Raw genomic sequence first — 18504 nt, 5'->3', positions numbered from 1 at the left:
GTCATCACAACCGGCTGGGAATTTGTATGGGTGGGTTACAATAAACCCGCTCTTACAATATCGGCAAACCGCCTACAGCCGGCCAAGCAAAAGCGCCCCGAATAACTAGACAAATCACCCCTTTCTATTCTTATGGGACTGCCTTTATTGTTACTCGCCTCTGCATCCCCTGCGCGACGCCGGTTACTGCAAAGCGCCGGCATCCCTCCCATTGTCTGCCCTAGCGACATTGATGAGTCGCAAATTCAAACCAGCAACCCAGCCGAATTGGTGCAAACCCTCGCCAAACTGAAAGCTGAAAGCATTGCAGAACGCTTGAAAGTTGGGGATTTGCCGGCTCATACCTTGGAAGAAGCACCAAGTTTGGCGTCCTGGCTGATTTTGGGGTGTGATTCGGTTTTGTGGCTAAAAGGTGAAATTCACGGCAAGCCGGCTGACTCAGCCGAAGCGATCGCACGCTGGCAGCAAATGCGCGGATCGATTGGAGAACTCTACACCGGCCATACATTAATTGATTTGGCTCAAGGGAAAACACTCGTGCGCTACCAGATCACGCGAGTTTATTTTGCCAATGTCAGCGATAGCGAAATTGAAGCTTATGTTGCTACCGGCGAACCGCTTCAGTGCGCCGGTTGCTTCGCCCTCGAAGGCAAAGGCGGTCTTTTTGTCGAAAAACTTGAAGGTTGCCACACTAACGTCATTGGCCTGAGTTTGCCACTGCTGCGGCACATGATTGGCGAACTTGGGTATAACGTGACAGATTTTTGGCAACCCCAACCGGCTTAAACGGCGGGTAGCTGCCGGCAACAACCCGCCAGATATCGTTAGCTAAAGAAGAACTGCGCTGTGTTCTCAGATGCGACATTCTCACTCATATTGCCGGCATTGAAACCCGTGCTTCCCACCAGAGTTAGCAGCACCTGTCCACTGCCAAAGCCGCTATTGCCAGAAATGCCATCGGCTAAACGCAATTGTGTGCTGCTGCCACTCTTGACAACATCAATCGCAGCAATGTCAATAAATGCGATCGCATCACCCCCAGCACCCCGGAGAAATTGATTCAGCGTATCACTTCCATCCCCGGTAGCATAAACAACGGTGTCAGTGACCTGATCGCTACCCAGGGTAAGCGCATCGTTGCCGGTTCCCCCAATCAACCAGTCCCTGCCATTGCCGCCAATTAAGTTGTCGTTGCCGGCACCCCCAATCAAGGTATCGTTGCCATCACGACCATTGAGGACGTTGTTCGCTTCATTGCCGGTGATGATATTGTCAAGGGCGTTGCCGGTGCCGTTAATTGTGGCTGTGCCCGTTAGGATAAGGTTTTCGAGGTTGGCCCCCAAGGTGAAGCTGACGCTAGACTCGACGCTATCCTTGCCGGCATCCAAGTTTTCTTTGATAATTTCGTTGGCATTTTCAACGATGTAGAGATCGTTGCCAAAACTGCCACTGAGGCTGTCGAGTCCAGGGCCGCCAATCAGGGTATCGTTGCTATAGCCGCCCTCGATAGTGTCATTGCCGGCTCCCCCTTGCAAGTAGTCATCGCCATAGGAACCGATGAGAGTATCATTGCCGGCACCGCCATCCAGGTTGCTCACACCGTAATTCACCCCTGTCACGAGAGAGTCATTACCCTCACCACCGATTAGGGTTGCATAGCTTGTGCCAAAACTACTACCATAGCCAACGATCGTGTCATTGCCGGTGCCGCCATCCAAGTAGTCATTGGAACTATGCTTTGAAGAGCTGCCATAGATAATGTCATCGCCCTGTGCGCCATAAATTGTGGCCTGACCACCGGCCTCCCCTCCGCTGGCTCCTCTTAAAATGTCATTGCCGGCTCCCCCATCGAGAGTATCATCGCCATCAGTTCCACCGTTTAGGGTGTCATTGCCGTCCCCGCCTTCGAGCGAGTCACTGCCACTTCCCCCATCGAGAAAATCATTACCCCCTCCGCCTCTTAGGGTGTCACGATCAAAGGCATAGTAACCCGAATCGCCGACGATATAGTCATTGCCTTCCCCACCCTCAAGCAACTCAGAATTAATGTCTCCGATAAGCTTGTCATTGCCGGCTCCTCCCATGAGAGTGTTATTACCACCATAAAAATTGCTATAAACCAAGTCATTGCCCTCTCCCCCGTCCAGTAAGTTACTGCCATAGCTACTGAGGGTATCATCGCCGGCTCCTCCGATCAGGTTGTTATTGCCATAGCCGCTGCTATAAAGCAAGTCATTGCCCTCTCCCCCGTCCAGTAAGTTACCTCCATTGCTATCGAGGGTATCATCGCCGGCTCCTCCATTGAGGGTGCTGTCGAATCCCCTGCTATAAAGCAAGTCATTGTCATCCCCAGCATCGAGGTAGCTCCTCTGCTGCTCGTCAACCAGTGTGTCATCGCCGGCTCCTCCGATGAGGGTATTATTAGTGCTCAAACCGATCCCGCCATACCCATTAAAAAACAGCAAGTCATTTCCATTCCCGCCATCTAAAGAGTCATTACCGAGACCGCTGAGCAGTGTGTCATTGCCTTCACCACCCAAGCCGGTAATACTGCCTCTGCCACCCTCGCTTTCGATCCAGTCATTGCCATTGCCGCCATCAAGGAAGCCACCCCTAGCGCTAGGGCCAACAAGCAGCCAATCGTCACCGTCTTCGCCATACATCTGGTGAAAACCTTCTCCGTCATAGAAGGTGTCGTTCCCCGCTCCGCCATAGAAAATGCCATCAGCACCACCAACACTGATAGAAAGCAAGTCATTGCCCTCTCCGCCGTTGAGGTACGTTCCTCTCAGTATGTCGTTGCCGGCTTCCCCATCTATGGTGTCATTCCCCCGTTCGCCATCGAGCGAGTCATCGCCCTCTCCTCCCTTAATAGAGCCATCGTGGTCCCCACCCACAACTGTGTCATTGCCGGTGCCGGCATCAAAGTAGTTGTCGCCGACTAGAGCGTATAGCCAGTCATTACCTTCCCCGCCAATAACGGTGGCCATAGCATAGCCATCGCCGGCAAATATAGTGTCATTGCCAATGCCGCCATCTAGGGTGTCATTGCCATAACCGCCTTTGAGCGAGTCATTGCCGCCTCCGCCAATAACAGTGGCGTCACCAAAGCCATCGCCGGCAAATACGGTGTCATCACCTTCCCCGCCATCGAGAAAGTCATTGCCATCACCACCTCTAAGACTGTCATTACCGGCACCTCCTTCTATATAGTTATTGCCACCTCCCCCATCTAGGGTGTCATCGCCGGCATATCCAAATAAAGAATCATCTTCCTCTCCACCTATAAAGTAGTCATTACCCGCAGTACCTGTGTAAACTGTCATATTTTTCCTCTTTTATTTCTTAATAAATCGCTCTGTTCATCAGTTCTGTAGCTGCACCCTAATGAGATAATTTTCTGTTTGTTTGTTAATCAATTGCAACTTAAACTAGGAAACTTTACACAATCTTCTTTAATCCTTAAAGGTTTTGCTAAAATCCTCTATCTAAATCTTTAAATTATTATAGATATTGAGCTTTAGCCTTGCTTTTTATTTTATCGGCTGCCCAGCCATTATCATTATGGCGCTTTGATTTATTGATAAGCTGCCAAATTGGCATTTCTTTTCTTAAACATTCAGCCATTGCTTTAGCAATCCTAGAGCTTTGTTCAAGGCTCACCGCCCCCAAAAGCTTGCTGTGCTTGCATTTCGGTTACTATAAATCTGATAATTAATTTAGGATTGCTATAGCTAAAGCTGAAGTTTAAAAACTTTATTCTTAATAATAAAAAGCTTTTTAGATTAGATGGATTTTAGAATTTTTATTATAAAACTTTTTAACTTTTACGATCTATATTATGCATTTTCTGAGGGCCACCTTATTTATCTGACTAAGGCAGGTATTTGAACTTATATAAAAACAGACGATTAGCAGAATGTTGTCAAACTCTGGCAAAAATTCGCCCTAGCTATTAACTAAGACTTGTCTAGGTTTTATTTGAAATCAACTGACTTTGGTTGTTTTATACAGAGGCTTAATCAATGGGATTGCCATTGAAGAGGGCTTGACAAGATCCCCAGAGTAGAGAGAGCGGACTCTGTGCTTATCATTAAGGATGCACCGGCTCAATTGACTTTTTTGCCAATCACTACCTTAAGCCTGGTACTTAAGCTAATCTATTTCTAATTTGTAAATATTGATACAAAATCCCCCAAAAGGAGGATTTTTGCAATTATGTCAGAAAAGAACTGACTTTTTTTCACCGGCACATTGCGAACAACAGACAAAAAATAATACAATTTACTAATTTCGTATAAACGGATAATCTATTTAGAAAAAGCTAACTTCATCTTGGCCAAAAATTTTATAACCGTTAATTTATAAAATGATATTTTTATCTAATTCAATAAAAAATAGAAACCCTTGATACTTTAATCTTCCGTTATCGTTCAAAATTTAAAGTTTGTAAAACCATAAATGATAACCAGCGGATAGTCAGGCCTACATAGAGAATTATCCCTTGAAACAAACAAAAAAATAGAGTGGGTTTCTCTACACAAGAAATACCCACTCAACTGTCTATTAGCCATTCGTTATGAACTACTTGTCGGCTAATTTCACCTTAGTGGCTAAACCGAGGGCTTGCAAAAATTGAATCGTCATCCACGTTAAATCAATTTCCCACCATTGCAGACCGTGACGGGCAGAATATTGACAAGCGTGGTGATTGTTGTGCCAGCCTTCACCATAAGTCACTAAAGCCACCCACCAACAATTGGTAGATTTATCATCAGAGTCAAAGGTGCGGTAGCCGAATTTATGAGTGGCGCTGTTCACAAACCAAGTGCAGTGAAAAACTACAACCAAGCGAACAAAGATACCCCAAACAACAAATGACCAGCCTAACCCTGGAGAATAGGCTTCTCCCAAAAAGTAAAGCAAAACGCCTAAACCAATTTGAAGCGGGAAAAAATACTTGTTTAAAAACTGATAAACTTTGTCATCAGCAATATCTTTGGTAAAGCGATCAACTTCTTTATCGGCTGGAATGTGATAGAACCAGCAAGTCATGTGACTCCACAAAAAGCCCTTGTTGGAATCATGGGGATCTTTCTCCTGATCCGAGTGCAAGTGGTGCATTCGGTGTAGCCCCACCCAATCAGTCACGCCGCCTTGGCAAGTGAGGGAACCGCAGAAAATTAGAAAATACTCCAGCCACTTGGGAGTCTGGAAACTACGGTGAGTCACGAGGCGATGGAAACCCAGAGTAATGCCCAAGCCACCCGTTACCCAGTGAAGGAAAACGGCGACTCCCACTGCTGCCCAGCTAAAGTTACTGGGCAAGAACGCTAAAAGAGCAGCGAGGTGGACGACTGCCATGAAGATGATCACCGTCCACTTGGGGCGAAGCGGCGTTTCTTGTAAAGTCTGTTCTTGTTTTAAAGGTGCGATCGTCATGAAGATATTTTGTGCGAACTATTTGACCCAATCTGCGCCATAATGAACTCCGCGCACCTAGATGGCCGGCGAGGGGTTAATGGATAGCATTCAGCAGCTACAGGCAGCAGAAAAGGCACTGTCTCCGATTTTTTCTGGAATTGACGCTCAGGTCAAGCAAAATCTCAAACGCGTGTTGGATGCCTTTCGGGTTCATCGTGTCGGGGTTCACCATTTTGCCGGCGTCACCGGCTATGGTCACGATGATTTGGGGCGAGAAACGTTAGATCGTGTGTTTGCTGAGGTCATGGGCGCTGAGGCTGCTGCAGTGCGAGTGCAGTTTGTCTCTGGCACTCATGCTATCGCCTGCGCCCTGTATGGCGTGCTCCGTCCGGGGGATGAAATGCTGGCGGTTGCCGGCCCTCCTTATGACACATTAGAAGAAGTCATTGGATTGCGGGGGTCTGGCCAAGGATCACTCATGGATTTTGGCGTGACATACCGGCAACTCCCCTTAGCCAACACCGGCACCATTGACTGGCAAGCTTTGGCATCTGCTGTCACCGAGAAAACCCGTTTGGCTTTGATCCAGCGCTCTTGCGGATATTCTTGGCGTCCGAGCTTGTCAATATCAGATATTGAAAAGATTGTCAAGATTATCAAGGGGCAAAATCCCCAAACGGTGTGCTTTGTCGATAACTGTTACGGGGAATTTATAGAAGAACGGGAACCCCCGGCAGTCGGTGCTGATTTGATTGCCGGCTCATTAATTAAAAATCCCGGCGGCACCATCGTTCCTAGCGGTGGTTACATTGCCGGTCGAGCGGACTTGGTCGAAGCAGCCGCGTGCCGGCTCACAGCCCCCGGAATAGGCAGTAGCGGCGGCGCTACCTTTGATTGTAACAGATTGTTAATGCAAGGATTATTTTTAGCCCCTCAAATGGTTGGGGAAGCCATGAAAGGCAATCACCTCACCGGCTATGTTTTCGACAAGCTGGGATATCCCGTGAATCCGCCCCCAATGGCACCGCGCCGGGATGTCATCCAAGCCATTCAGCTGGGAACCCCTGAAAAATTAATTGCCTTTTGCCGCGCCATTCAGCAGCATTCCCCCGTGGGTTCCTATCTTGACCCCGTGCCGGCACCGATGCCAGGGTATGAAAGCCAGTTGGTGATGGCCGGCGGCACATTTATCGATGGCAGTACCTCGGAATTTTCAGCCGATGGGCCGCTGCGGGAGCCTTATATTGTCTTCTGCCAGGGGGGCACACACTGGACTCATGTCGCCATTGCCCTGGAAGCTGCCATAGAAGTGATTGGCAAGAAAGATTAATTTTATTCATTGCCGCAGCTCATCCGCCCCCAATCCCCGATCTGCCGGCAATTCCCCACAAAACATACAGATGCCAATTTATCGATACAATTCTATACACCCGCTGATAAACTTTGGAATGGTCTATCACTAGGAGTCGGAATGGAAATAGGTCAGAGAGTGAGAGTGTGCCGTCTGAGAGACCGGCTGCCGGCCAACGTAGTCGGCAAGCTCAAGCAGAATCCAGTCGGCACCATCGAACAATTTAAAATGGTGGATGGCAGCGGCGTTGGAGTATTTGTCCGGTTTGATGACAAATTTTCCACCTGGTTCTTTGAAGACGAACTAGAACCGCTACAACAGTAGTTAGATGCCAGCCGTCATTTGTCGTTTGTCAAAAGTAGCGCCCAACAGACCAAGGACAAACGACAAACGACAGTTAAGCCGGAGTGTGGCACACATCCAAAGCGACCGCTAACATAAGGAAAACTTGGATTTTTGAGTGCTGCACTCGATATCGTTGGATGCTGTCAGCATAGGGAATAAACATGGCCCGGTTTTTAACATTTTTGGGTAAAGGCGGCACAGGCCGAACCACCATTGCAATTGCCGCTGCCAAGAAATTTGCCAGCCTTGGGCAGCGAGTGCTACTTGCCGGCTCTGACCCTGGGCCAGGGCTGGGTATACTGCTTGGAGAAGCTATTGGGCCAGATCCGCAAGAGATCGCCCCAAACCTAAAAGCAGTGCAGTTTCAGACATCTGTGCTACTAGAACGGGGTTGGGAAGAGGTAAAAAAACTAGAAGCGCAATATGTCCGCACACCTTTCTTCAAAGCCGTTTTTGGCCAAGAATTAGGGGTCGTGCCAGGGATGGATAGTATCTTAATTTTGAATGCCATCCGTGAGTATGACAGCAGCGGCCAGTATGACGTAATTATCTACGATGGCACCGGCGATCAAACTACCTTGCGAATGCTGGGTTCCCCAGAAATTGTTAGCTGGTATATCCGCCGGTTTCGTCAGGTATTTGCCGATTCCGACTTGGGCAAAACCTTATCGCCCTTTATCCAACCTGTCACCAGTTCTGTTCTGAATGTAGATTGGTCGGGGGATAACTTTTCCCAACCCACTCAGGAATTTAACAAAGTGCTGGATAAGTGGAAGGACGCAGTCGCCGATCCGAACCAAGTCACTGCTTACTTAGTCACTACCGGCAGCCAAGCAGCCATCGCCACCGCCCGTTACCTCTGGGGCAGCGCCCAACAAGTCGGGCTAAGCGTTGGAGGGGCGATCCTGAATCAAGTGCCGGCAGCCGATACGTTGGCAGGCGAATTCGATCCGCTGCCAATCAGCTCAGTTCCCTTGTGTAGCGATGATAACTGGCAACCGCTAATAGATGCCCTGCCAGATTTCAGCAAGGCCGGCAGCGTACCTAAACCGATCACCATTAACGTTGCTGAGCGCACCGTCAGCCTATTTCTGCCCGGTTTTGACAAAAAGCAAGTCAAACTGACTCAGTACGGCCCAGAAGTCACCATAGAAGCCGGTGATCAGCGGCGCAACATCTTCCTCCCCCCAGAGTTGAAAGGCAGACAAGTCAAAGGAGCTAAGTTTCAAAATCAATCCTTAATTGTCTCATTTGCCTAGCAATCAGTCGTTTAGAGGGCCGAGATTGGGAGATCACATCCCCTAGTCCCGGCTTCCCATTCCTCAACTCCCCAATTCCCCAATGTCTAATCCTCCAACTTCTTCGCCAAATCAAGCCGAGGGGGCTGCCGACGCAGCAGCAACCCAGACAGATCGCAGCGCTAAAACCAGACAACTATTAGGCATGAAAGGCGCTGCCGGTGGCGAAACCTCCATCTGGAAGATTCGCTTGCAGCTAATGAAACCGATCACCTGGATACCCCTGATTTGGGGTGTGCTGTGTGGGGCGGCTTCTTCGGGCCGGTTCACCTGGACACTGGAAAATGTGCTAATAGCAGCGGCTTGTATGCTGCTGTCTGGCCCTATATTGGTGGGTTACACCCAAACCCTCAATGATTTTTACGACCGCGAAATTGACGCCATCAACGAACCGTACCGCCCCATTCCATCGGGTATTATCTCAATTCCTCAAGTCATCACCCAAATTTTGGTGTTATTAGTAGCGGGAATTGGCTTAGCTTATGCCTTAGATGTGTGGGCCGGCCATGAATTCCCCACCATCACCGCCATCGCCCTTGGCGGATCTTTTTTGGCTTATATTTATTCGGCCCCACCCCTAAAGCTCAAGAAAAACGGCTGGTTGGGTAACTACGCCCTGGGTGCCAGTTACATTGCCCTGCCTTGGTGGACCGGCCACGCCTTATTTGGCGATCTTAATCCCACGATCATGATTTTGACCTTATTCTACAGTTTGGCCGGCCTGGGAATTGCCGTTGTCAACGACTTTAAAAGCGTTGAAGGCGACCGGCAGCTTGGCTTACAATCGCTGCCGGTGATGTTTGGCATTACCACAGCCGCTTGGATCTGCGTGATGATGATTGATGTCTTTCAAGCAGGAATCGCCGCTTACTTGGTCAGCATTCACCAAAACCTCTACGCCGTGATTCTGGTGTTGCTGATTATTCCTCAAATTACTTTCCAGGATATGTATTTTCTGCGGAATCCCCTGGAAAATGATGTTAAATATCAGGCAAGCGCTCAACCTTTCCTCGTCTTTGGAATGCTCTTTACCGCTATAGCCTTGGGACGTGCCTTTGTTTAAATGTTCTGATCCCTCTGGGTTCAGCTGTAAGTAGAGTTGTCAGAGCCTCTTAACAGGCTAGTTAGACAAACCATTATTCGCTGAACCCTAAATGGGAACAATTGACAGCAAAAGCGCAATTTTCGATTTCCCGGTCTAAAATAAAGCGAATGTAGTTAGTCTTTGTTTGGCTTTGTTTGGGGTGGTGTCTGCAACTTGAGTAGAGAAGTTCTAGCCTACCGTTGCGGAGAGGATATTGTTGGTGTATCCTTCCAATGGCTCAAGCGAAGGGTTAATAGGGCTGAATCATCTGGTGGTGTGTGAGGGTCTGTTGTGTCAAAGTTTCTCTCAAAACTCAAGGATATATCCACAAAGAGCAAAAGCTCTACTGGAATTGAGGCTGGAAAACCCAGCTTTGTTCATGAAGATCCAGCGCTAGATAGGCTGGAAGCTCAAGAACCAGAAATTCAACATCAAGAACGACAACATCAAGAACCAGAACCGGAAAGCACGCCTGAGTCATCTGTAGCCCATCAAGAACAAGCGCCTCAAGAACCAGAAGCCGCAAAGACTCCGGGTTCATCTTTGTTGAAAAAGAGGCTTCAGGCAATTCGCGAAACGCCATTGGTGACGAAACTGGCCACCACACTCAAACCGATAGGGCCAATCGCGAAGGCAGCTCAAAAGAGCCTGCGCGAGAAACCTTTACACCAGCGGCGCTCATTTTGGATTGGTCTCGGTTTGGTCGGTGTGGGAAGTGGGGCGCTGGCTGTAGGCGTGGGTTTGCATTCTTTGGAGCGCAGCTTACCGGCAACCTCAGAAATATTAACCTTTGTTCGCGGAAAAACCCTGACGATCAAAGCCGCAGACGGCGCAATCTTAGAACAAATGGGGGAGGCAACGCGAGAAAAGCTACAAATTGAAGAAATCCCTCCCAAGTTGGTTGAAGCATTTATTGCCATCGAAGACCGGCGCTTTTACAAGCACGAAGGTGTAGATTTTCAAGGCATTCTGAGAGCAAGTGTCTTGAACGTATTGGCCAGAGATGTCGTGCAAGGGGGCAGTACAATCACGCAACAATTGGCTCGGATTGTATTCCTCAATCAAGATCCGAGTGCAGAACGCAAAATTCGTGAAGCCTTACTCGCTCGAAAAATTGAGCGAGAGATGAAAAAAGAACAGATTTTAGAACGCTACCTCAACCTCGTTTATTTGGGTTCAGGCGCTTATGGGGTGGCCGACGCGGCCTGGGTTTATTTCGGCAAACAAGTGGACGAAATGACCTTAGCAGAAATGGCCACGATTGCCGGCTTGCCTCCAGCCCCCACGGAATACTCTCCCTTAGTGAATGCGAAAGTGGCACAAGATCGCCGCGATATCGTATTGCGGGAAATGCAGGAGGCGGGGTTTATTACCGCAGCAGAGGCGGATGCAGCGATTAACAGCCCCCTGAAGCTCAATCCCAAAATACCCAAGCGTCTTCAGATCGAGTCTGCCTACTTTACAACCTACATCAAGCAGCAACTGCCCCGGTATGTCTCAACAGAGTCCATTGAAATGGGTGGTCTGACGGTGGAGACAACGCTCAACCGCAAGTGGCAGAAAATTGCCGAAAAAGTGGTCAAAGATGCGATTGAACTGGACGGGCCGGCTCAAGGATTTGAGCAAGCGGCTTTAGTGTCCATTGACCCCCGTAATGGTGAAATTAAGGCACTGGTTGGGGGAAATGATTTTGAAACGAGCCAATTCAACCGCGCCACTCAGGCTCAGCGGCAGCCAGGTTCCACGTTTAAAGGATTTGTCTATACAGCTGCGATAGCAGCCGGCTTCTCTCCCTACGATGGTTACCTAGACGCACCGCTGTCGATTGATGGGTACAAACCCCAGAACTACGGCAAAACCTATCGCGGTTGGACTTCCATGATGGATGCCCTCACCTCTTCGATTAATATTGTTGCCGTGAAGGTGTTGGCAGATGTGGGGTTTGAACCGACGATCAAACTCGCCCGTGACATGGGGATTAAAACAGAACTCAAGCCTTACTACGCCCTAGCCCTCGGTGCGATTGAGGTGAACTTGTTAGAACTCACCAACGGCTACGGAACTCTGGCAGCCCAAGGTAACTTTATGGAAGCCCACGGCATTACCAAGGTGACAGACGGGCGGGGTAAAGTTCTCTACGATGGGAATTTAAAACAGAAACGGGTGGTGGACAAAGATTCGGCGGCGCTGATGACTTGGATGCTGGAAAGAGTGGTGCAAAACGGCACTGGCGCGCCGGCACAACTGGCCGATCGGCAAGTGGCTGGGAAAACCGGCACCTCTGAGGAAGCCCGTGACCTCTGGTTTATTGGCTATATCCCCCAATTGGTAACGGGGGTATGGCTGGGCAATGATGACAGCTACCCGACTTGGGGGACAAGTGGCACCGCTGCGTTTACTTGGCGCGAGTTTATGTCCAAAGCGGTGGAAGGAATGCCGATAGAAGAATTCCCAGAACTGCCAGAAATCGAAGGTCGTCAAGCCAGTATTAAAGCGAAGCCGGTGAATGCTGAAATGATTACGCTGCCGCTGCCGGCCCCACCCCCTCAGCCCAACTCCAACACAGGTTACAGCAACCCTGATCCGGGCTATAACTCCGGGCAATACTACGATCAAGGTAACTCAGCTCCAGAAAGTTCAGGGAATTATTACGAGCAGCCGGCATCCCAAGACTATTATCCACCTCAGTAAGGTTGTGAACCCCTGCCTCAATAGCCGGCAAAGTTCTCTTGTGCCCATTTCAATTTGAGCGGTTAGGGGGGATGTTCGCTCCCTCCTGCCTGGATTTCTACTGGCTGCCAATGAGTAAAAGACCGCTCTGGATTATATCTTTTCCCGCTTCCTCTCTGGCCTGCTCCAACTCGCTATGCTTTGAAGGGTAAGCCCCTCAAACGGGATCGCTTTGCCGGTTGTACTAACTTTTTCTGTCTAATGGAAGAATCGAAGAACCCTAATAGCTGGTTATACTAATTTTGCGATTACTAAGAGGATTTATCATTTATGAACGTCTTAATGGATGTCAGTGTCGGTACGGGTGCTGAGAGTTTTCCACTCTCTTTTACCTTGGTCTATGTAGTCGGATTTATTGCTGCTGTTACAATTGGCTCGGTTGCATGGTATAACTCCAAGCGTCCACCCGGCTGGGAAGATAAAGAGCGTCCTGATATTGTGCCTAAAGTCAAAAAAGAAGAAACCCCAGGTGTTGGTGAACCGAAACGGTGAACTTGAGTTTATTTGTAATTTTCGCCCCACGCTCAGCGATTGAGCGCTGGGGTGCGTTTTAGTGAGAGGGCGCACTCGATCTACAAAGACCGCCCTCGCTTGTAAGGTTATTAATTTTGATAGCCAAGCCAGCGCTGGTAAAGCTGTTGAACGGCTTTTAATACGTTATTGAAGGCCGGCTCAGATGAAGCGCTGGCAGGATCGATCAGCTTAATGTTTGTCAGAAGCCTTGCTTCTTCCATCGCTACCAACCCATCGCTATAAACAACCGCGTTAATCGCTTCAATTAAGTCGTGAAAGTCTTCAGATGTGGGGTGTTCGCCCAGATATTCTCTAATCCACTGGTAGCACTCTTTTGGCTCTACAGTTCTGAATTCAAACAGCAGTAGCTGAATCTCGGCATCGTCAGCGAAACCCTTGTCTTTAGCCACCTGCTGGAGATGTCTGCGTTCTTCTGGCTGGATTTGCCCGTCAATCCAAGCGGCACCAATCAGGATTTTGACGAGTTGTTTGGCACTAGAGTTGTCTGCCATTGTTGTTTTCCCGCAAACCTGTGTGTTTGTTCAGTCTTTTTCACGCTTCAATCGCACCATAAAAAACCCGTCCATTTGATAGCGGTGGGGCCAAACTTTCACCCAACCTTCTGGGGTGGGTGGAACGGGAAAATTTGCAGCCGGCAGCTCAATATTCCAGTTAGAATGACGCCCTAGAAATGTTTCAATAACCTGTTCATTTTCCAAGGGATGCACGGTGCACGTCGCATAAACCAGAACGCCGCCGGTTTTAACCCAGCCGGCAACTTGTTCAAGCAGTTGTCCCTGAAGTTGAGAGAGTTCTTGGATGTTTTCCGGTGTCTGACGCCACCGGGCATCGGTTCGCCGGTGTAGGGTTCCCAAACCCGAACACGGGGCATCGAGTAAGACACGGTTGGCTAAATGAGTAAATTGGGGAAAGTTGCGACTGTCGCCGGCACAAATTTGAATTGATTTTAGCCCGATCCGCTCAGCATTTTCTTTAACTTTTTTAAGTCGGGAATTCGCTCGATCACACGCCCAAATCGTGCCGGTGTCGCCCATCAATTCTGCGATGTGGGTTGTTTTGCCTCCGGGTGCGGCGCACGCATCAATTACCACGTCTCCCGGTTGTGGGTCGAGCAAATAGCTAACCATCTGGGCGCTGCTATCTTGAACAGTCCACCATCCTTCACTAAATCCCGGCAAATTTTGAATCGCACCGGCACCACTGGTTAATCTTAAGGCTTGCGGTAAATGGGGGACGCGACTGATCGGCACGCCGGCGCTTTGCAGCGCTGCCTCCACTTCTTCTATCGAGGAGCGTAAGATATTAACACGCAGATCAATGGTTGGGGAAGTGTTGAACCACTCACAGAGCTGTTCTGTTTCTGCAAAACCCAATCTGTCTAGCCAACTTTGAATCATCCAGTCGGGATAACTGTGCAAGACGCCCAAACGCTGTAGCGGATCTGCCGGCAGTTGCAGTGGATCGTTTTGAAACGAGGAATCCTCAGTGCCGGCTTCATCTTGGAGAAGACGTAAGTATTGCCGCAGCAACCCATTGACAAATCCTGAAAGACCTGTTAATGAATTTTGCTTAGCTAGCTGCACCGTGGTATCAACTGCCGCTGCGGCAGGAATCTGAGTTAGATAGCGCAGTTGGTACAACCCAATGTGCAAAATTGTGCGGAGATCAGGCGGTTGCCGATCAGCTTTCTTTTTAGCGAGTTGGTCGATGAGAGCATCAAGAGTCCGCTGTCTTCTGACACAACCATAGACGATTTCCGTGGCTAATCGCCGATCAGCCGGCATCGGAGGTTCTGCCCCAGCGCTGGCTTTTTGCAGCCATTTGTCAAGGGCAACATCGGTAAAAGCACCCTGCCGGTGTACATCCCGGAGTGCGAGAAATGCGAGTTGACGTGAATTGTGCATATTAACCAGTATGCGACATCATTCAACTCAGTTGATCACCGGCTTCGCTTGATGGCAACCTCAGCAAAAAGCCCGTTGGTGAGTTTACCAACGAGCTAAAAATGTTAATTTACGACTTTTTACAGCGAAGTCAATCTAGCTCAAAAACGAATATTTCTGTTTTTAAGTTCAACAGCAAAAGTTTGATTTTCAAACCAAAGTGAACTCTTTTGCTTTCAACTTTGAAGCGGGAATATCTAGCATCACGCTGGCAATTTTGCTAGCCGTTTGTTGCCATGAATAAGATTCGAGACAATGCTTCTGACCGGCAGCCCCCATTTTCTGCAATCTTTCAGGATCAGAAAACGTGTCTAGCAGTAACTCTGCCATTCTTTCGGGTGTTTGCTCATCCATCAAAAACCCATATTTTCCATTTTGCGTAATTTCCGGCAAAGAAGTGCGATTGAGTGCCAAGATTGGGTTTTTAGTTGCCAAAGCTTCCAAATAAACTAATCCCCAGGCTTCATTGATTGCCGGCATTGCAAATAAAGCCGCTGTATTGAACAAATTTTGCAGTTCTTCCCCCCAAGGAATAAACCCGTGAACTGTCAGGTTAGGAATAACTCCATTTAAATGTTTGTAGTTTTCTTGACCGACAATTACCAGTTTCAGGGATGGATTTTTCTGTTGAGCAATTTTAAACCCTTCAAGGAGTAAAGGGCCACCTTTTGCTTCAAAACGATCTTTTGCAACAAATAAGATATGACCGTTTTTGTAGTCTTTTTCCCCATAAAAAGGTTGAAGGCTGCCTCTGCCGGTGTTAATTACGGTAATTCGGCTGGGGTCAATTTGGTAATAATCGATCAGGTTATCGCGGACGTATTGAGACAAAGGGAAAAAGTGCTTGATTTGAGCGAAAGATTCCCACTCCAAACGCTCAGCAATTTTTAGCATTTTTGGCGTGTAGCCCTCAAGATTGGAACGTTTATTCCACAAATTTCGAGTTCTGTCACACACCAAATAGTGTTCAACACCGGGATTAATCTTCGGCATGGGAAGCGATAGTTGCCCCATGTGCAGAACTTTTTTACAACCTAAAGCTTTGACTTGACGCTGGATAATTTTCCCACTTTCACCCCGAAAAACCGGCCCTCCCCAAAAGTCGCTGCCTAGTCCAGACATCTGGTGAATCAGCGTACAAGCCCGTTTCTGATATCTATTGAGATGAGCATTAATACCTAAAACACTAATCCCCAAATCTTCCAGTGCTTTAGCAATATTGCTGGAAGTACCTGACCAAGTTTTTGGGTTATGCGGGTTGCCTTCATGACTGGCGATCGCGAGGACTGGTTTAACTGCGCTATCCTCGCGATTATTCTGTATAGGTGGCTGTTTCTTGCCGTTTTTAATTAAATTGTTGAGTTTAGAGGCGCTAACCATAATTCACTCCTGTGCTGGGATGGACTGACTTGACTAACTGAGAGCTATCTTCAAAGCTTTACCCTGCAAGACTTTGATGAATATTCTCAAGAATTTTACGGAGTGTAGATGCGCGAGAGTTCCTCAATCGTTCCACTAACTCTGAACTTATAGTGGAATTACTTAAGGAATATACAGACTGTATCTAGAATTTAACGGATTAATGTCACAACTTCCTGACAAAACTGCACAATTACCCAGTTTTCACCGAATTTTGAAGTTTTTAGCTATTCTCTTTACAAGAACTTTATAAACCGGATTACATGGCTTGAAAGAATCAATACGCAGTGCAAAGACTCAATTGCAATCGCTCGTTCTCTATATTGTGATAGATAGATATAAATTCTGAAACCATTCGGCAGTGGTATCTTGAGCGATCCTTGCCCTCAGCGCCCGCAAGGTTTATCGGCAAAGGATTTCACCAAGTCCTAACTCAAGAGTGCTGTGACAGCTCAGTAAACTTACGGCAGTTGTAATTTTGTTAAGTTTTTGATGAACAAGAAAATCGGCTCAACTCAAGCCGGCGCAATAGGTTCGAGACGTTGTGAGCGTTCAGATACAGCCGGCGCAAACAAAGAAATGAGGCGAATGCATCGCAAGATCGAGCGCTGAGGTATTGTGAGAGAAGTCATCCCAGCTTAAAAAACCAAGTTTCAATGACCATCACGACTCCTGACTCTGCCAAACATAAGAAAGCCAAAGCCCTCAAGCCTTCCAGCCGCAGACCGGCTAAAGAATTGTGCAGCGAATGCGGACTGTGCGACACCTATTATGTGCATTATGTCAAGGAAGCCTGCGCTTTTATCCATCAGCATATTGCCGAACTCGAAGAAGAAGCCCACGGACGTTCACGCAATTTGGATAACCCGGATGATTGGTACTTTGGTGTCAGTCAAGATATGATGGCGGCGCGTAAAAAGCAGCCAATTGAAGGAGCACAGTGGACGGGAATTGTTAGTTCAATTGCCTGCGAAATGCTGAATCGCGGCATCGTTGAAGGCGTCGTCTGCGTTCAGAATACCAAAGAAGACCGATTTGGGCCGATGCCGGTGATTGCGCGGACACCAGAGGAAGTGCTTGCAGCCAAAGTCAACAAGCCGACCCTATCGCCTAATCTTTCAGTATTAGAGCAAATCGAGCAATCTGGAATGAAGCGGCTGTTGGTTATTGGTGTCGGTTGCCAAATTCAAGCACTGCGGGCTGTGGAAAAACAGCTAGGCTTAGAAAAGCTCTACGTTTTAGGTACGCCTTGTGTCGATAATGTCAGTCGCGCCGGCTTGCAAAAATTCCTCGATACCACCAGCCGGTCTCCTGAAACAGTCGTGCATTACGAATTTATGCAAGACTTTCAAGTTCACTTCAAACACGAAGACGGTTCGATTGAAAAAGTACCTTTTTTTGGCCTCAAAACTAACCAGCTAAAAGACGTATTTGCGCCTTCGTGTATGAGCTGTTTTGATTACGTTAATTCCTTGGCAGATTTAGTTGTTGGCTATATGGGTGCGCCTTTTGGCTGGCAGTGGATTGTGGTTCGCAATGACACCGGCCAACAGATGCTAGATTTGGTGAAAGAGCAGCTAGATACGCAGCCGGTGATGTCTCAAGGAGATCGTAAAAAAGCCGTACAGCAAAGCATTCCGGCATACGACAACGGCGTAACTTTGCCCATGTGGGCGGCCAAATTGATGGGCATTGTCATTGAAAAAATTGGCCCTAAAGGCTTGGAATATGCTCGTTTCTCAATCGATTCTCACTTCACCCGCAATTATTTATATGTGAAGCGCAATCACCCAGAGAAATTAGAAGCTCATGTGCCAGAGTACGCTAAGCGGATTGTAGGACAGTATAAATTGCCAGAATCTTAAAGCTGGAAGGGCGATAAAAGTGTGGAGGGTGACATTTCGCCCTCCACGCTTCTCCCTATTCCCAGTATCAAGCTCACAAAACTTACCGATAAAAGTTTCAGAAGTCTGTATTAGAAGTGCGTTATTCATAATTTCAGCCGGCACAATTTATCTAATGCAAATGTACAGTGTTGGTAACCATTAAGCTACCAGTCTTAATCGAATGTCATTAGGGTTTGAGTCTGCCTGTCATTGTCAAAAATTTTAGAATTCAGGAAAAAATAGTTAGTATTTACTTAATAATAATTAAGTATTTTTATGGAAATATCAGGTTTAAAAAAATAAGTGATAGAGAGCAGGTACGTGTTTCTACGGAAACAGACCCTTGGATTGAAACTTTTGGATAAGAGAAAGGCTTTAAACAAAAATAAGACAGGCGATCACCTCCTAAGCAAACATCCAGACAACCGAGCGCAGCATTAACTGTGAACAAAGGTTATTCTCTTTGTGGGAACACCCAACTTTGTTGATT

14 protein-coding genes are annotated in these 18504 nt (G+C 47.9%); 8 read left to right on the top strand and 6 right to left on the bottom strand.

Annotated features, from left to right (window positions below; all coding sequences use genetic code 11):
• Nucleotides 1-132 precede the first annotated feature (132 nt).
• On the top strand, nucleotides 133-786 hold the full coding sequence (locus tag H6F73_RS18960; protein ID WP_190760329.1) for a nucleoside triphosphate pyrophosphatase: 654 nt from the start codon (nucleotides 133-135) through the stop codon (nucleotides 784-786).
• 38 nt (nucleotides 787-824) lie between these two features.
• On the opposite strand, the gene H6F73_RS18955 is transcribed toward H6F73_RS18960, so the two are convergent.
• The 3 genes from H6F73_RS18955 to H6F73_RS18945 form a co-directional block, all read right to left on the bottom strand.
• Entirely contained in the window at nucleotides 825-3326 is a 2502-nt protein-coding gene (locus H6F73_RS18955) for a calcium-binding protein (protein ID WP_190760328.1), read from the bottom strand.
• Nucleotides 3327-3504: 178 nt separating this feature from the next.
• Nucleotides 3505-3663 (bottom strand): hypothetical protein, encoded by a 159-nt coding sequence (locus H6F73_RS18950; RefSeq protein ID WP_190760327.1) that lies wholly within the window; start codon nucleotides 3661-3663, stop codon nucleotides 3505-3507.
• Nucleotides 3664-4584: 921 nt separating this feature from the next.
• Complete coding sequence (locus H6F73_RS18945) at nucleotides 4585-5442, bottom strand: acyl-CoA desaturase (protein WP_190760326.1); 858 nt, start codon at nucleotides 5440-5442, stop codon at nucleotides 4585-4587.
• A 79-nt stretch (nucleotides 5443-5521) separates the two neighbouring features.
• Between H6F73_RS18945 and H6F73_RS18940 the strand changes: the two genes are divergently transcribed.
• The 6 genes from H6F73_RS18940 (at nucleotide 5522) to H6F73_RS18915 (ending at nucleotide 12724) form a co-directional block, all read left to right on the top strand.
• A complete protein-coding gene (locus H6F73_RS18940) occupies nucleotides 5522-6754 on the top strand; it encodes a methionine gamma-lyase family protein (RefSeq protein WP_190760325.1) in 1233 nt (410 codons plus the stop codon).
• 141 nt (nucleotides 6755-6895) lie between these two features.
• Nucleotides 6896-7099 carry a DUF2862 domain-containing protein gene (locus tag H6F73_RS18935; protein ID WP_190760324.1) on the top strand — a complete coding sequence of 68 codons (204 nt, stop codon included), beginning with the start codon at nucleotides 6896-6898 and terminating at the stop codon, nucleotides 7097-7099.
• A 182-nt stretch (nucleotides 7100-7281) separates the two neighbouring features.
• Complete coding sequence (locus H6F73_RS18930; RefSeq protein WP_190760323.1) at nucleotides 7282-8379, top strand: ArsA family ATPase; 1098 nt, start codon at nucleotides 7282-7284, stop codon at nucleotides 8377-8379.
• Nucleotides 8380-8461: 82 nt separating this feature from the next.
• A complete protein-coding gene (gene chlG / locus H6F73_RS18925; protein WP_190760322.1) occupies nucleotides 8462-9481 on the top strand; it encodes a chlorophyll synthase ChlG in 1020 nt (339 codons plus the stop codon).
• Nucleotides 9482-10126: 645 nt separating this feature from the next.
• Nucleotides 10127-12193 carry a penicillin-binding protein 1A gene (locus tag H6F73_RS18920; RefSeq protein ID WP_347239585.1) on the top strand — a complete coding sequence of 689 codons (2067 nt, stop codon included), beginning with the start codon at nucleotides 10127-10129 and terminating at the stop codon, nucleotides 12191-12193.
• Nucleotides 12194-12514: 321 nt separating this feature from the next.
• Complete coding sequence (locus tag H6F73_RS18915; protein ID WP_347239584.1) at nucleotides 12515-12724, top strand: hypothetical protein; 210 nt, start codon at nucleotides 12515-12517, stop codon at nucleotides 12722-12724.
• Nucleotides 12725-12834: 110 nt separating this feature from the next.
• On the opposite strand, the gene H6F73_RS18910 is transcribed toward H6F73_RS18915, so the two are convergent.
• The 3 genes from H6F73_RS18910 to H6F73_RS18900 all read right to left on the bottom strand — a co-directional run bounded on the left by H6F73_RS18910 (nucleotide 12835) and on the right by H6F73_RS18900 (nucleotide 16089).
• Nucleotides 12835-13257, bottom strand: coding sequence for a TerB family tellurite resistance protein (locus H6F73_RS18910; protein ID WP_190760320.1), 423 nt, complete (start codon nucleotides 13255-13257; stop codon nucleotides 12835-12837).
• 30 nt (nucleotides 13258-13287) lie between these two features.
• Nucleotides 13288-14670, bottom strand: coding sequence for a 16S rRNA (cytosine(967)-C(5))-methyltransferase (locus H6F73_RS18905; RefSeq protein ID WP_190760319.1), 1383 nt, complete (start codon nucleotides 14668-14670; stop codon nucleotides 13288-13290).
• Between the two features lie 189 nt (nucleotides 14671-14859).
• Complete coding sequence (locus tag H6F73_RS18900) at nucleotides 14860-16089, bottom strand: glycosyltransferase family 4 protein (RefSeq protein ID WP_190760318.1); 1230 nt, start codon at nucleotides 16087-16089, stop codon at nucleotides 14860-14862.
• Nucleotides 16090-16784: 695 nt separating this feature from the next.
• Here H6F73_RS18900 and H6F73_RS18895 point away from each other — a divergent pair.
• Nucleotides 16785-17993 carry a Coenzyme F420 hydrogenase/dehydrogenase, beta subunit C-terminal domain gene (locus H6F73_RS18895; protein ID WP_190760317.1) on the top strand — a complete coding sequence of 403 codons (1209 nt, stop codon included), beginning with the start codon at nucleotides 16785-16787 and terminating at the stop codon, nucleotides 17991-17993.
• Nucleotides 17994-18504 lie beyond the last annotated feature (511 nt).

The sequence above is a fragment of the Microcoleus sp. FACHB-68 genome (assembly GCF_014695715.1).
GTDB lineage: Bacteria > Cyanobacteriota > Cyanobacteriia > Cyanobacteriales > Oscillatoriaceae > FACHB-68.
The sequence above is the reverse complement of the archived record's forward strand: the minus strand, read 5'-3'. Positions and strand labels throughout refer to the sequence as shown.